The sequence below is a fragment of the Streptomyces sp. NBC_01431 genome, from assembly GCF_036231355.1.
In the GTDB taxonomy this organism is placed as follows: Bacteria; Actinomycetota; Actinomycetes; order Streptomycetales; family Streptomycetaceae; genus Streptomyces.
The window spans coordinates 6,180,014-6,194,951 of sequence record NZ_CP109496.1; the positions used below are offsets into that span (position 1 = coordinate 6,180,014).

Sequence of the window (14,938 nt, forward strand, 5' to 3'; positions counted from 1 at the left end):
AGTTCGTGTACCGGCGTCAGCGCGCTGCGGCTTCGAGAGATTCCCGGGCGGCGGCGGCCACGTGATCGGCGGTGAAGCCGAACTCCTGGAAGAGGACCTTGCCGTCCGCCGAAGCGCCGAAGTGCTCCAGCGAGACGATGCGGCCCGCGTCGCCCACGTACCGGTGCCAGGTCAGACCGATACCGGCCTCGACCGCGACCCGGGCGCGGACCGACGGCGGCAGGACGCTGTCCTTGTACGCCTGGTCCTGCTCCTCGAACCACTCGACGGACGGCATCGAGACCACCCGGGTCGGGATGCCGGCAGCCTGCAGCTGCTCGCGCGCGCCGACGGCGAGCTGGACCTCGGAGCCGGTGCCGATGAGTACGACCTGGGCCTGACCGCCCTCGGCCTCGACCAGCACGTAACCGCCCTTGGCGGCATCGTCGTTGGCCTCGTATGTCGGCACGCCCTGGCGGGTCAGCACGAGGCCGTGCGGGGCCCCCTTGCCGAACACCTTGGTGTGGCGCTTGAGGATCTCGCGCCAGGCGATCGCGGTCTCGTTGGCGTCCGCCGGGCGGACCACGTTGAGGCCGGGGATCGCGCGCAGCGAGGCGAGGTGCTCGACCGGCTGGTGCGTGGGGCCGTCCTCGCCCAGACCGATGGAGTCGTGCGTCCACACGTACGTCACCGGCAGGTGCATCAGGGCGGAAAGGCGTACGGCGTTGCGCATGTAGTCGGAGAACACCAGGAAGGTGCCGCCGTAGACGCGGGTGTGGCCGTGCAGCGCGATGCCGTTCATCTCCGCGGCCATGGAGTGCTCGCGGATGCCGAAGTGGACCGTGCGGCCGTACGGGTCGGCCTCCGGCAGCGGGTTGCCGGCCGGCAGGAACGACGACGTCTTGTCGATGGTCGTGTTGTTCGAGCCGGCGAGGTCGGCGGAGCCGCCCCACAGCTCGGGCATGACCGCGCCGAGCGCCTGCAGCACCTTGCCGGAGGCGGCGCGGGTGGCGACGCCCTTGCCCGGCTCGAAGACCGGAAGGTGCGACTCCCAGCCCTCGGGCAGCTCGCCCGCGTTGATGCGGTCGAACTCGGCGGCGCGCTCCGGGTTGGCGGTGCGCCAGGCGGCGAACGTCTTCTCCCAGGCGGCCCTGGCCTCGCGGCCGCGGTCGAGCGCCTCGCGGGTGTGCGCGAGAACCTCGTCGCTCACCTCGAAGGACTTCTCCGGGTCGAAGCCGAGGACGCGCTTGGTGGCGGCCACCTCGTCGTCGCCGAGCGCCGAGCCGTGGGCGGCCTCGGTGTTCTGGGCGTGCGGCGCGGGCCAGGCGATGATCGAGCGCATCGCGATGAACGACGGCTTGTCGGTCACGGCCTTCGCGGCCTCGATCGCGGCGTACAGCGCCTCGACGTCGAGGTCGCCGTTGTCCTTGGGCGCCACGCGCTGGACGTGCCAGCCGTACGCCTCGTACCGCTTCATCGTGTCCTCGGACACGGCCGTCTCGGTGTCGCCCTCGATCGAGATGTGGTTGTCGTCCCACAGAAGGACCAGGTTGCCGAGCTTTTGGTGACCGGCCATCGAGGACGCCTCGGCGGAGATGCCCTCCTGGAGGCAGCCGTCGCCGGCGATCGCGTACACGAAGTGGTCGAACGGGGAGGCGCCGAGGGCGGTCTCCGGGTCGAACAGACCGCGCTCGTAGCGGGCGGCCATCGCCATGCCCACGGCGTTGGCGACGCCCTGGCCCAGCGGGCCGGTCGTCGTCTCGACACCGGTGGTGTGGCCGTACTCCGGGTGCCCGGGGGTCTTGGAACCCCACGTCCGGAACGCCTTCAGGTCGTCCAGCTCCAGGCCGAAACCGGCCAGGTACAGCTGGATGTAGAGGGTCAGGGACGAGTGGCCCGCGGAGAGCACGAACCGGTCGCGTCCGACCCAGTCGGCGTCCGCCGGATCGTGGCGCATCACCTTCTGGAAGAGGGTGTACGCGGCCGGGGACAGGCTCATCGCCGTACCTGGATGGCCGTTGCCGACCTTCTGTACAGCATCCGCGGCCAGTACGCGGCCGGTGTCTACGGCCCGCTGGTCCAGCTCGGTCCACTCGAGGTCTGTGGTGGTCGGCTTGGTGCTCACCCTGAGTCAGGGCTCCTCTCCACATGTTGAATCCCGGTGACTGAGGGCGCACCGGGCGCTGTCGAGCCTACCCCTGCCGGAACGCTCACTTTTTCGACTGTCTGCCCCTTGGGACAGACACCTCAAGGGTGCCGGGAGGCGGCGGATTCCGCCTCCCGATGAACGGCGCCCAACACGACGCCACCCCCGGGGATGGCGTCGTATGGGCAACGTCTACAGTGGCGTGGTACGCGCAAGTCTTTACCGGGCCTTCACGTCCGGGAACGTCCCGGATCACCGGGGACTTGCTGGGAATTCTCTGTCAGGGGTGTGCGTGACGGCCGTCGAGTCCCGACCCGCAGGGGTCGTCTTGACTCCCAGCCCGGGGGGCCACCGGCCATTCGGGGCCCGCGTCAAGGCATTCGTGGCGCTGACCAAGCCACGGATCATCGAGCTGCTTCTCATCACCACCATCCCGGTGATGTTCCTGGCCGAGCAGGGCGTTCCGCCGCTGTGGCTGGTGTTCGCCACCACACTGGGCGGTTACCTCTCCGCGGGCGGCGCAAACGCGCTGAACATGTACATCGACCGCGACATCGACGCGCTGATGGACCGCACCTCGCAGCGACCGCTGGTGACCGGGATGGTCTCGCCGCGCGAGTGCCTGGTCTTCGGCATCTCGCTCGCCGTGATCTCGACGCTGTGGTTCGGCCTCCTGGTCAACTGGTTCTCGGCGGCCCTCTCGCTCGGCGCGCTGCTCTTCTACGTCATCGTGTACACGATGATCCTCAAGCGCCGGACCTCGCAGAACATCGTGTGGGGCGGCATCGCGGGCTGTCTGCCGGTGCTGATCGGCTGGTCCTCGGTCACGAACTCCATGTCGTGGGCGCCGGTCATCCTCTTCCTCGTGATGTTCTTCTGGACGCCGGCGCACTACTGGCCGCTGTCCATGAAGGTCAAGGACGACTATGCGCGCGTCGGCGTGCCGATGCTGCCGGTGGTCGCGTCCAACAAGGTCGTGGCCCGCCAGATCGTCCTCTACAGCTGGGTGATGGTCCTCGTCTCGCTGCTGCCGACCCCGCTCGGCTACACCGGCTGGCTCTACACGGCCGTCGCGGTGCTCGCGGGCGGCTGGTGGCTGTGGGAGGCGCACGCGCTCCAGTCCCGCGCCAAGTCCGAGGCGACGGGCACCCAGCTGAAGGAAATGCGGCTCTTCCACTGGTCCATCACCTACGTGTCGCTCCTTTTCGTGGCCGTCGCGGTGGACCCGTTCCTGCGCTGACCGCACCGCTTCGCGACCTCGGGGGCCAGTGGCGCAAGCCACTGGCCCCTCTTGTCGCACCATGGGCTACCCGCTAGTAGCATCGCGGCATGGCAGACACCCAGGTTGACGAGAAGCAGGCCGCCAGGGCCGAACGGCGCGCGGCCAGGCTGGCCCGCCAGATCGGCTCCTTCGCGCAGAAGCACGGCGGTGCCGAGGGCCAGATCGCGTACATCGGGCAGAAGGGCGCCCGCATCGTCCTCGTCGGCCAGGACGGCGGCTGGGGCGACCTCGTGGCTCCGGATCACGCCGTCGCGCGGAGCGCCGTCGAGAAGGCCGGGATCACCGTCCACGAGGACTTCGACGGTGAGTTCGCGGGCAAGGTGAAGACCGGCCCGTACGAGTGGACCCGCATGGCCGGCATCCAGCTCGGCGGTCCGAAGAACACCTGAGCAACACCGATCCGGGGCTCACCCGTTAGGAGTGGTGGAAACGCGTCCACCGCAGGGAGCCCCGGATGATCGACACCCCGACCCTGGTGGACCAGTACTGCCACGGCGTGCTGCGCACCGAGCTCGGGCTCGGCACCTTCGAGACCGCGCTCGGCCGCACCGGAGCCCTGCCCGCGCCCGGCACCACCTTCTTCGACACCCAGACCGGCTTCGCCGTACGCCGCTGGTGCCCCCCGCTCCTGGGCCTCGAACCGCACTGCGCGCCGGCCCGCTATCTGGCCCGCCGACGCGAGCTCGGCGTACTGGAGTCGGGAAGACGGCTGCTGCGCGGCTCGGGGATCTCCACCTATCTGGTGGACACCGGGCCGCCCGGAGACCTCACCGCCCCGCACGAGATCGCCGCGGCGGGCGCGGCCGACGCCCATGAGATCGTCCGTCTCGAACTTCTCGCCGAACAGGTCGCCGACACCTCGGGGACCGTCGAGTCCTTCCTCGCCAACCTCGCCGAGGCCGTGCACACCGCGGCCGCCTCCGCCGTCGCCTTCGCCTCGGTCGCGGGCCGGCGCGACGGGTTCGACCCCGAGCCGCCGGGGCCGGGGGAGGTGCGCGGCGCGGCCGGGCGGTGGCTGGCGGGGCGGCGCAAACACGGGCGCCTTGAGGATCCCGTCCTGCTGCGGCACCTGCTGTGGAGCGCGGTCGCCTCCGGGCGGCCGCTCCAGCTCAGAATGGGAATGGCGGACCCCATGCCGCTCGGCCCGTTCGCAACCGCGACCGCCGGGCTCGGCACCGATCTGGTGCTGCTGCACGGCTATCCGTACCACCGCCAGGCCGCCCACCTGGCCAGCGTCCATCCGCACGTGTACGCCGACGTCGGGCCGGCCCTGGTGCGCACGGGGGCCGGGGCCGCGGCCGTGCTCGCGGAGATCATGGAGCTGGCCCCGTTCGGGAAACTGCTCTACTCCAGCGGCGCGCGCGGGCTGCCCGAACTGCACGTGGTGGGCGCGCGGCTGTTCTCGGAGGCGCTCGGCCGGGTGCTGGGCGGCTGGGTCGGCGACGGCGCCTGGTCACGCACGGACGCGCAGCGGGTCGCCGGGATGATCGCGGCGGGCAATGCCCGCCGCGTCTACGGACTGTCAGGCGCTGGTTAGGGCGGCGTCGGCCGGTGCCGGAAGCTCGACGGTGGCCTCGGGGCGCTCGCGCAGCGCGAGCAGGACGCGCAGTACCGCCACCCACACCAGGCAGGAGCCGAACATGTGCAGGCCCACCAGGATCTCGGGCGTCTTCGTGAAGTACTGGACGTAGCCGATCACGCCCTGCGCCATCAGCACCACGAACAGATCACGGGCCCTGTCGCGCGGTCCGGCCGGTGCGTCGACGGCCTTCAGGACGAACCAGAGCGCGACGGTCAGCGCCACCACGACCCACGCGAGGTCCGCGTGCAGCTGCGTGATCATCGTCCAGTCGAGCGGGATGCGCGGTACGTCCTTGGAGTCGCCGGGATGCCGCCCGGTGCCGGTCACGATCGTGCCGACCGCGATCAGCGCGGCCGACGCGCCCACCAGAAGCCAGGTCAGCTGCACAACCGCCTTGCCCACCAAGGGCCTTGGCGCGCCGTCGCCCTCCTGGGTGCGCTGCCAGGTGACCACCGCGACCGCGATGAGCGCGCTGGAGAGCAGGAAGTGGGCGGCCACCGTGTACGGGTTGAGGCCGACCAGGACGACGATGCCGCCCAGCACCGCGTTGCCCATGACCACCCAGAACTGCACCCAGCCGAGCCGGGTCAGCGGGCGCCGCCACGGCTTCGCGGAGCGGGCCGCGATGATCGCCCAGCCGACCGCCGCGCACAGCACGTACGTCAGCATCCGGTTGGTGAACTCGATGACGCCGCGGAAGCCCATCTCGCTGGTGACGGTCAGGCTGTCGCTGGTGCACTTGGGCCAGGTGGGGCAGCCGAGCCCGGAGCCCGTGAGCCGGACCGCGCCGCCGGTCACCACGATGGCGACGGACATGACGAGGGCGGCGAGGGCCGCGCGCCGCACGATCCGGGGGGAGGCGGTCCAACGCTCCGCGATGTAGAGGAGCGGATTGCGGGCCGCTGCGGTCACATCGGCGCGGGTCACTTTCGGCATGCGCACTATCGTAGGCGGCCGTTTGTGCATGTTTTCACGAGGGGGGTGCGCCGGGCCGTACCGGGAGGAAGCTCACTCCCGTCCCGGAGCGCCCGGCCGTACCGGGAGGGGCAGCTCACTCCCGTCCCCCGCCCCCCGCTCACTCCCAGCGGAAGAACTTCGCGGCCGCGCCGAGGCCGAGAACCGCCCACACCGCGAGGATCCCGACATCGCCCCACGGCATCGAAGCGCCCTGCTGGAGCACGCCGCGCAGCCCGTCGGACAGGGCCGAGATGGGGAGCAGGTCCAGCACGGACCGCACCGAGCCGGGGAACTTGTCCATCGGCACGATGACGCCGCCCGCCACGAGCAGCAGCAGGAACACCAGGTTGGCCGCGGCCAGCGTCGCCTCCGCCTTCAGGGTGCCGGCCATGAGCAGCCCGAGACCGGAGAACGCCGCTGTGCCGAGCACGAGCAGCAGGAACACCGCGAGCGGGTTGCCGTGCGTGGACCAGCCGAGCGCGTACGCGATGACGGTCAGCAGGACGACCTGGAACACCTCGGTGATCAGGACCGCCAGCGTCTTCGAGGCCATCAGCGCCCAGCGCGGCAGCGGCGAGGCACCGAGCCGCTTGAGCACCCCGTACCGCCGCTCGAAGCCGGTCGCGATGGCCTGGCCGGTGAACGCGGTGGACATCACGGCGAGCGCGAGGATGCCCGGTGCCAGGAAGTCGACGGACTTGCCGCGGCCCGTGTCGATGATGTCGACGGTGGAGAAGAGCACGAGCAGCAGGCTCGGAATGATCACGGTGAGCAGCAGCTGCTCGCCGTTGCGCAGCAGCATCCGCGTCTCCAGCGCGGTCTGCGCCCCGATCATCCGCCCGAGCGGCGCGGCTCCCGGCTTCGGTGCGTACGTACCAGCGCTCATGCGCGCAGCTCCTTGCCGGTCAGTTCCAGGAAGGCGTCCTCAAGGCTGTGGCGCTCGACCGAGATGCCGTCGGGCATCACGCCGTGCTGGGCGCACCAGGAGGTGACGGTGGCGAGCAGCTGGGGGTCGATGGCGCCGGTGATGCGGTAGGCGCCCGGAGTCAGTTCGGCCGCGGCGGTGCCGTCGGGCAGGGCCTTGAGGAGGGAGCCGAGGTCGAGGCCGGGGCGCCCGGTGAAGCGGAGGGTGTTCTCGGCGCCGCCCTTGCAGAGCTGCTCGGGGGAGCCGTGGGCGACGACCCGGCCCGCGTCGACGATCGCGACGTCGTCGGCGAGTTCCTCGGCCTCGTCCATGAAGTGCGTGGTCAGCACCACGGACACGCCGTCGGTGCGCAACTCGCGCACCAGGTCCCAGGTGGCGCGCCGGGCCTGCGGGTCGAGCCCGGCGGTCGGCTCGTCCAGGAAGACCAGCTCGGGGCGGCCCACGACGGCCATCGCGAGAGCCAGGCGCTGCTGCTGGCCGCCGGAGAGCCTGCGGTAGGTGGTGCGTCCGCAGCTGCCGAGGCCGAGGCGCTCGATGAGCGCGTCCACGTCCAGCGGGTGCGCGTGCAGCTTCGCCATGTGGCGGAGCATCTCGTCGGCGCGGGCGCCGGAGTACACGCCGCCGGACTGGAGCATCACCCCGATCCGCGGCTTCAGCAGGGAGGCGTCGGCCACCGGGTCGAGGCCGAGGACGCGGACGGTGCCCGCGTCCGGCCTGCGGTAGCCCTCGCAGGTCTCGATGGTGGTGGTCTTGCCGGCGCCGTTGGGGCCGAGGACGGCGGTCACGGTGCCCGCGCCGACCGTGAGGTCGAGGCCGTCCACAGCGGTCTTGGGTCCGTACCGCTTGACCAGGCCGGTGACCTGGACGACGGGCTCGCTCTTCATGACGGGCAAGTCTAGGCAGGGGCCGGGGATCGAAGTGGCGCGGGGCCCGGGTCCCCCGACTGCCACGTGGGGCGCAGAAAAGGCGACCCGGTCCCTGCCTGGCCGAGTCGCGGACGACAAAGGCCCGGTCACAGGGGGTGCGGGCGGCGCCGCAGGGCCGCTTCGGAGGTCGGCCCAGGAAACCGGAGACTGATCGATCAAAGATCGTTTCCGCAGGTCAGATTAGGTATGCCTAAGTGATGTACCGCACCGGCCGCGATCCGGACGTGGGTTGTCAGGCTCCGAGGAATTACGCAACAATGGCGTTGTGAAAAACATCGGCGAGGCTCCCCAGGAGGAACTCGCGACCGGTGAGCGGTCCACCCGCAACCGGGTCGCGCGGTCCATCCTGGACCACGGGCCCTCGACCGCCCTGGACCTCGCGAAGCGCCTCGGCCTCACCCAGGCCGCGGTCCGCCGCCACCTCGACGCCCTGGTGGCCGACGAGGTCGTGGCCCCCCGCGAACAGCGTGTGTACGGGGCCCGGACCCGCGGCCGGCCGGCCAAGGTCTTCGCGCTCACCGACTGCGGCAGGGACGCCTTCGAGCAGTCCTACGACAAGCTCGCCGTCGACGCGCTGCGCTGGATCGAGCAGTCCGCCGGAGGCGGCGCGGCAGGCCGCAAGGCCGTCGCCGCGTTCGCGCGGACCCGCATCGAGGCTCAGGCGGGGGCGTACCGGGACGCGATCGAGGCCGTGGAGCCCGAAGCGCGGACCGAAGCCCTGGCCAGGGCCTTGAGCGCCGACGGGTACGCTGCTACAGCGCGCAGCGCGCCCCTTCCGCAGAGAGGCGAGCAGCTCTGCCAGCACCACTGCCCGGTGGCCCACGCCGCCGAGCGGTACCCGCAGCTGTGCGAGGCGGAAACGGAGTTCTTCTCCCGCCTCCTGGGAACGCATGTGCAACGCCTGGCCACGATCGCCCACGGCGACGGCGTGTGCACCACGTTCATCCCGCACGGCGCGCCACCACAGACCACACATCAGCAAGCATCCGCTAGCACGGCCGGGAGGAACCCCGCATGACTCTCCCCACGGAGACTGCCCACCCTGAGCTCGAAGGCCTGGGCACGTACGAATACGGCTGGGCCGACTCCGACGCGGCGGGAGCCGCTGCCAAGCGCGGTCTCTCCGAGGCTGTCGTGCGCGACATCTCGCAGAAGAAGAACGAGCCCGAGTGGATGCTGAAGCTGCGCCTCAAGGGTCTGCGGCTCTTCGACAAGAAGCCCATGCCGAACTGGGGCTCCGACCTCTCCGGCATCGACTTCGACAACATCAAGTACTTCGTGCGGTCCACGGAGAAGCAGGCGGAGTCCTGGGAGGACCTGCCCGAGGACATCAAGAACACGTACGACAAGCTCGGCATCCCCGAGGCGGAGAAGCAGCGCCTGGTGGCCGGTGTCGCGGCCCAGTACGAGTCCGAGGTCGTCTACCACCAGATCCGTGAGGACCTGGAGGAGCAGGGCGTCATCTTCCTCGACACCGACACCGCGCTGAAGGAGCACCCGGAGCTCTTCCAGGAGTACTTCGGCACCGTCATCCCCGTCGGCGACAACAAGTTCGCGTCGCTGAACACCGCGGTGTGGTCGGGCGGCTCGTTCATCTACGTGCCCAAGGGTGTCCACGTCGACATCCCGCTGCAGGCCTACTTCCGCATCAACACGGAGAACATGGGCCAGTTCGAGCGGACGCTGATCATCGTCGACGAGGACGCCTACGTCCACTACGTCGAGGGCTGCACCGCCCCGATCTACTCCTCGGACTCGCTGCACAGCGCCGTCGTGGAGATCATCGTCAAGAAGGGCGGCCGCTGCCGCTACACGACGATCCAGAACTGGTCGAACAACGTCTACAACCTGGTCACCAAGCGCGCCGTGGCGTACGAGGGCGCGACCATGGAGTGGATCGACGGCAACATCGGCTCCAAGGTCACCATGAAGTACCCGGCCGTCTACCTGATGGGCGAGCACGCCAAGGGCGAGACGCTCTCCATCGCGTTCGCGGGCGAGGGCCAGCACCAGGACGCCGGCTCCAAGATGGTCCACATGGCGCCGAACACCTCCTCCAACATCGTCTCCAAGTCGGTGGCGCGAGGCGGCGGCCGCACTTCCTACCGCGGCCTGGTCGAGATCGGCGAGGGCGCGCACGGCTCCAAGTCCAACGTGCTGTGCGACGCGCTCCTGGTCGACACGATCTCCCGCTCGGACACCTACCCCTACGTGGACGTCCGCGAGGACGACGTGTCCATGGGCCACGAGGCGACCGTCTCCAAGGTCTCCGACGACCAGCTCTTCTACCTGATGAGCCGCGGTCTGACCGAGTTCGAGGCCATGGCCATGATCGTGCGCGGCTTCGTCGAGCCGATCGCCAAGGAGCTGCCCATGGAGTACGCCCTGGAGCTCAACCGGCTGATCGAGCTGCAGATGGAGGGCTCGGTCGGCTAACGACCGTTCCCCGTCCGGCAGTTGAGCAGATTCTGATCTAGGAAGAGAGCACTACGACAGCCATGGCTGAGGCAAACATCCCGGTGGGCTCCACCACCGCCGGATCCATCGCGGTGGCCGCCGAGTCCACCGTCGCCACCCGCATGAGCGCGCCCCCGTCCTTCGACGTGGCCGACTTCCCGGTCCCGCACGGGCGCGAGGAGGAGTGGCGCTTCACTCCGCTGGAGCGGCTGCGCGGGCTGCACGACGGCACCGCCGTCGCGACCGGTGACGGTGTGAAGGTGGCCGTCGACGCGCCCGAGGGCGTCGTCGTGGAGACCGTCGGGCGCGACGACGCCCGGCTCGGCCGGGCCGGCACGCCGGTGGACCGGGTCGCAGCCCAGGCGTACTCGTCCTTCGAGAAGGCCTCCGTCGTGAGCGTCCCCAAGGACACGGTGCTCACCGAGCCGATCCGCATCGCCGTGCACGGCGAGGGCGGCATCGCCTACGGCCACCAGGTCGTGGAGCTCGGCGCGTTCGCCGAAGCCGTCGTGGTCATCGACCACACCGGTGAGGCGGTGCTCGCCGCCAACGTCGACTACATCCTGGGCGACGGCGCCAAGCTGACCGTCGTATCCGTCCAGGACTGGGACGACAAGGCGGTCCACGTCGGCCAGCACAACGCGCTGATCGGCCGGGACGCCACCTTCAAGTCCTTCGTGGTCACCTTCGGCGGCGACCTCGTACGGCTGCACCCGCGGGTCGCCTACGCGGGCACCGGCGGTGAGGCCGAGCTCTTCGGCCTGTACTTCACCGACCAGGGGCAGCACCAGGAGCACCGCCTCTTCGTCGACCACAACACCCCGCACTGCAAGTCCAACGCGGTGTACAAGGGCGCCCTCCAGGGCGACAACGCGCACGCGGTATGGATCGGCGACGTGCTCATCCAGGCGGCGGCCGAAGGCACCGACACCTACGAGATGAACCGCAACCTGGTTCTGACCGACGGTGCCCGCGTCGACTCGGTGCCGAACCTGGAGATCGAGACCGGTGAGATCGCCGGTGCCGGTCACGCCTCGGCCACCGGCCGTTTCGACGACGAGCAGCTCTTCTACCTGATGTCGCGCGGCATCCCGGCGAACGAGGCCCGCCGCCTGGTCGTCCGCGGATTCTTCGCGGAGCTCGTCCAGCAGATCGGTCTGCCGGACGTCGAAGAGCGCCTGCTTGCCAAGATCGAGACGGAGCTGGAGGCTTCCGTCTGATGGCCTTCGTCAAAGCCTGTGCGCTGAGCGAGCTGGAGAGCGACACCCCCAAGCGGGTGGAGATCGACGGCACGCCGGTGTCCCTCGTCAAGACCGAGGGCGAGGTGTTCGCGATCAACGACATCTGCTCGCACGCGAACGTCTCCCTCTCGGAGGGCGAGGTCGAGGACTGTGCCATCGAGTGCTGGCTGCACGGCTCCAGTTTCGACCTCCGCACCGGCAAGCCGTCCGGCCTTCCCGCGACGCGCCCCGTCCCCGTATACCCCGTAAAGATCCAAGGGGACGATGTGCTCGTCTCCGTCACCCAGGAGTCCTGAGTTCCCCATGGCAACGCTTGAAATCCGCGACCTGCACGTCTCCGTCGACACCGAGAACGGTACGAAGGAGATCCTCAAGGGCGTCGACCTGACCGTGAAGCAGGGCGAGACCCACGCCATCATGGGCCCCAACGGCTCAGGCAAGTCCACCCTCGCGTACTCGCTGGCTGGTCACCCCAAGTACACGATCACCAGCGGCACCGTCACCCTCGACGGCGAGGACGTCCTGGAGATGACCGTCGACGAGCGCGCCCGCGCCGGCGTGTTCCTCGCCATGCAGTACCCCGTCGAGGTCCCCGGCGTCTCGGTCTCGAACTTCCTGCGCACCTCCGCCACGGCGATCCGCGGCGAGGCCCCCAAGCTGCGTACCTGGGTGAAGGAGGTCAAGTCCGCGATGGAGCAGCTCCAGATGGACCCGGCCTTCGCCGAGCGCAACGTCAACGAGGGCTTCTCCGGCGGTGAGAAGAAGCGCCACGAGATCCTCCAGCTCGAGCTCCTCAAGCCGAAGATCGCGATCCTGGACGAGACCGACTCCGGCCTCGATGTGGACGCGCTGCGCCAGGTCTCCGAGGGCATCAACCGCGTCCGTGAGAACGGCGACGTCGGCACCCTCCTGGTGACCCACTACACGCGCATCCTGCGCTACATCAAGCCCGACTACGTCCACGTCTTCGCGGGCGGCCGCATCGTCGAGTCCGGCGGCGCCGAGCTCGCCGACAAGCTCGAGGCCGAGGGCTACGAGTCGTACACGAAGGGCGGCGCTTCCGAGTGACGTTTCTGCCGGGCCTCCTCGACACCGAGGCGATCCGCAAGGACTTCCCCTTGCTGGACCGCGTGGTCCACGACGGGAAGAAGATCGTCTACCTCGACTCCGCGGCGACCTCGCAGAAGCCGCGCCAGGTGCTCGACGCGCTCAACGAGTACTACGAGCAGCACAACGCCAACGTCCACCGTGGCGTGTACCTGGTGGCCGAGGAGGCCACGGCGCTGTACGAGGGCGCCCGTGACAAGGTCGCCACGTTCATCAACGCGCCGAGCCGCGACGAGGTGATCTTCACGAAGAACGCCTCGGAGTCGCTCAACCTCGTTGCCAACATGCTGGGCTGGGCCGATGAGCCCTATCGCGTGGACAGCGACACCGAGATCGTCATCACGGAGATGGAGCACCACTCCAACATCGTGCCGTGGCAGCTGCTCGCGCAGCGCACGGGTGCGAAGCTGAAGTGGTTCGGCCTGACCGACGACGGCCGGCTCGACCTGTCGAACATAGACGAGATCATCAACGAGAAGACGAAGATCGTCTCCTTCACGCTGGTCTCCAACCTGCTCGGCACCCAGAACCCGGTCGAGGCGATCGTGCGCCGCGCGCAGCAGGTCGGCGCGCTGGTCTGCATCGACGCCTCGCAGGCCGCTCCGCACATGCCGCTGGACGTGCAGGCGCTGCAGGCCGACTTCGTGGCCTTCACGGGCCACAAGATGTGCGGCCCGACCGGCATCGGCGTCCTGTGGGGCCGCCAGGAGCTCCTTGAGGACCTTCCGCCGTTCCTCGGTGGCGGCGAGATGATCGAGACGGTCTCGATGCACTCGTCCACCTACGCTCCGGCGCCGCACAAGTTCGAGGCGGGCACGCCCCCGATCGCGCAGGCCGTGGGCCTGGGCGCCGCGGTGGACTACCTGTCGGCGATCGGGATGGACAAGATCGCCGCCCATGAGCACGCGATCACCGAGTACGCGGTCAAGCGCCTCCTGGAGGTCCCCGACCTGCGGATCATCGGCCCCACCACGGCCGAGGACCGCGGCGCCGCGATCTCCTTCGTGCTCGGCGACATCCACCCGCACGACGTGGGCCAGGTCCTCGACGAGGAGGGCATCGCGGTCCGGGTCGGCCACCACTGCGCACGCCCGGTCTGCCTGCGCTACGGAATTCCTGCGACCACGCGGGCGTCTTTCTATCTGTACTCCACGCCCGCCGAGGTCGACGCCCTGGTGGACGGCCTGGAGCACGTACGAAACTTCTTCGGCTAGGAGTCGAGACGTGCTGTGCTTTCCCGGGGGACAACCCCCGGACCCCCGGCCCGTAGGGCACGTCACGCAAGGGACGCGAGGACGCGAGGTAATTCGCTGTGAAGCTTGATTCGATGTACCAGGACGTCATCCTGGACCACTACAAGCACCCGCACGGCCGGGGCTTGCGGGACGGTGACGCGGAGGTGCACCACGTGAACCCGACGTGCGGGGACGAGATCACCCTGCGCGTGAAGTACGAGGGTTCGCGCATCGAGGACGTGTCGTACGAGGGGCAGGGCTGCTCGATCAGCCAGGCGAGCGCCTCCGTGCTGAACGAGCTGCTGGTGGGCAAGGAACTGACCGAGGCGCGACAGATCCAGGAGACCTTCCTGGAGCTGATGCAGTCCAAGGGCCAGCTGGAGCCGGACGACGCGATGGAGGAGATCCTGGAGGACGCGGTGGCTTTCGCCGGCGTCTCCAAGTATCCCGCCCGCGTGAAGTGTGCTCTGCTGAGCTGGATGGCGTGGAAGGACGCGACCGCCCAGGCACTGGGCGAGCTCGCCGAAAGGAAGACGGCATGACCGAGAACGCAGAGGCGGCGATCAAGCCGGCGACCGAAGAAGAGATCCGCGAGGCGCTGTATGACGTCGTCGACCCCGAGCTGGGCATCGACGTCGTCAACCTCGGGCTCATCTACGGCATCCACGTCGACGACTCCAACGTCGTCACGCTGGACATGACCCTGACGTCGGCGGCCTGCCCGCTGACCGACGTGATCGAGGACCAGGCGAAGGCCGCGACCGACGGCATCGCCAACGAGCTGAAGATCAACTGGGTCTGGATGCCGCCGTGGGGCCCCGACAAGATCACCGACGACGGTCGCGAGCAGCTGCGCGCGCTGGGCTTCAACGTCTGATCCCCGCTTGCGAGTTGAGGCCCCCGGCACCGATGGTGCGGGGGCTTTTCGCGTTGCGCGGCCGAGGCCTGCCGTGTTCGCGGGCCCCGGGGCCAACGAGTTTCGCGTGCCGCGGCCCAGGCGGAGCTGATCGGCTGACGTTCGTCTGCCGTACGAGTGGCGTACGCCTCTCATTGGCGGGGTGACCGGAACCTACTCGGCGACACCCCGCCGACGAGAGGCCT

The 14,938-nt window shown here is 69.5% G+C and carries 15 protein-coding genes; 11 read left to right on the forward strand and 4 right to left on the reverse strand.

Features of this window, described 5'->3' with window-relative positions; translation table 11 throughout:
- Positions 1-16: 16 nt before the first annotated feature.
- A complete protein-coding gene (gene tkt, locus OG522_RS28165) occupies positions 17-2,104 on the reverse strand; it encodes a transketolase (protein WP_329465811.1) in 2,088 nt (695 codons plus the stop codon).
- A gap of 307 nt (positions 2,105-2,411) precedes the next feature.
- Between tkt and OG522_RS28170 the strand changes: the two genes are divergently transcribed.
- From OG522_RS28170 to OG522_RS28180, 3 genes are all read left to right on the forward strand, one after another.
- A complete protein-coding gene (locus OG522_RS28170; protein ID WP_329465813.1) occupies positions 2,412-3,365 on the forward strand; it encodes a heme o synthase in 954 nt (317 codons plus the stop codon).
- A gap of 89 nt (positions 3,366-3,454) precedes the next feature.
- Entirely contained in the window at positions 3,455-3,796 is a 342-nt protein-coding gene (locus tag OG522_RS28175; RefSeq protein WP_329465814.1) for a hypothetical protein, read from the forward strand.
- A gap of 65 nt (positions 3,797-3,861) precedes the next feature.
- Positions 3,862-4,944, forward strand: coding sequence for an amidohydrolase (locus OG522_RS28180; RefSeq protein WP_329465816.1), 1,083 nt, complete (start codon positions 3,862-3,864; stop codon positions 4,942-4,944).
- Here the strand turns inward: OG522_RS28180 and OG522_RS28185 are convergent.
- From OG522_RS28185 to OG522_RS28195, 3 genes are all read right to left on the reverse strand, one after another.
- Positions 4,930-5,934 (reverse strand): COX15/CtaA family protein, encoded by a 1,005-nt coding sequence (locus OG522_RS28185; protein WP_329467767.1) that lies wholly within the window; start codon positions 5,932-5,934, stop codon positions 4,930-4,932. The genes OG522_RS28180 and OG522_RS28185 overlap by 15 nt on opposite strands.
- A 130-nt stretch (positions 5,935-6,064) precedes the next feature.
- Positions 6,065-6,832: an ABC transporter permease gene (locus tag OG522_RS28190; RefSeq protein WP_329465817.1), complete on the reverse strand. Its 768-nt coding sequence runs from the start codon at positions 6,830-6,832 to the stop codon at positions 6,065-6,067.
- Complete coding sequence (locus tag OG522_RS28195; protein ID WP_329465818.1) at positions 6,829-7,755, reverse strand: ABC transporter ATP-binding protein; 927 nt, start codon at positions 7,753-7,755, stop codon at positions 6,829-6,831. Before OG522_RS28195 ends, OG522_RS28190 begins: the two co-directional genes overlap by 4 nt.
- Positions 7,756-8,062: 307 nt before the next feature.
- Between OG522_RS28195 and OG522_RS28200 the strand changes: the two genes are divergently transcribed.
- The 8 genes from OG522_RS28200 (at position 8,063) to OG522_RS28235 (ending at position 14,714) form a co-directional block, all read left to right on the forward strand.
- Positions 8,063-8,815: a helix-turn-helix transcriptional regulator gene (locus OG522_RS28200; RefSeq protein ID WP_329465819.1), complete on the forward strand. Its 753-nt coding sequence runs from the start codon at positions 8,063-8,065 to the stop codon at positions 8,813-8,815.
- Positions 8,812-10,233, forward strand: a complete 1,422-nt coding sequence (sufB, locus tag OG522_RS28205; RefSeq protein WP_329465820.1) for a Fe-S cluster assembly protein SufB — start codon at positions 8,812-8,814, stop codon at positions 10,231-10,233. Before OG522_RS28200 ends, sufB begins: the two co-directional genes overlap by 4 nt.
- A gap of 62 nt (positions 10,234-10,295) precedes the next feature.
- Positions 10,296-11,474 (forward strand): Fe-S cluster assembly protein SufD, encoded by a 1,179-nt coding sequence (gene sufD, locus OG522_RS28210; protein WP_329465821.1) that lies wholly within the window; start codon positions 10,296-10,298, stop codon positions 11,472-11,474.
- Positions 11,474-11,791, forward strand: a complete 318-nt coding sequence (locus OG522_RS28215; protein WP_114035884.1) for a bifunctional 3-phenylpropionate/cinnamic acid dioxygenase ferredoxin subunit — start codon at positions 11,474-11,476, stop codon at positions 11,789-11,791. Before sufD ends, OG522_RS28215 begins: the two co-directional genes overlap by 1 nt.
- Positions 11,792-11,798: 7 nt before the next feature.
- On the forward strand, positions 11,799-12,563 hold the full coding sequence (gene sufC, locus OG522_RS28220) for a Fe-S cluster assembly ATPase SufC (RefSeq protein ID WP_329465823.1): 765 nt from the start codon (positions 11,799-11,801) through the stop codon (positions 12,561-12,563).
- A complete protein-coding gene (locus tag OG522_RS28225) occupies positions 12,560-13,816 on the forward strand; it encodes a cysteine desulfurase (RefSeq protein ID WP_329465824.1) in 1,257 nt (418 codons plus the stop codon). Before sufC ends, OG522_RS28225 begins: the two co-directional genes overlap by 4 nt.
- A 98-nt stretch (positions 13,817-13,914) precedes the next feature.
- A complete protein-coding gene (gene sufU / locus OG522_RS28230) occupies positions 13,915-14,379 on the forward strand; it encodes a Fe-S cluster assembly sulfur transfer protein SufU (RefSeq protein WP_329465825.1) in 465 nt (154 codons plus the stop codon).
- Complete coding sequence (locus OG522_RS28235) at positions 14,376-14,714, forward strand: metal-sulfur cluster assembly factor (RefSeq protein ID WP_329465826.1); 339 nt, start codon at positions 14,376-14,378, stop codon at positions 14,712-14,714. Before sufU ends, OG522_RS28235 begins: the two co-directional genes overlap by 4 nt.
- Positions 14,715-14,938: the final 224 nt, after the last annotated feature.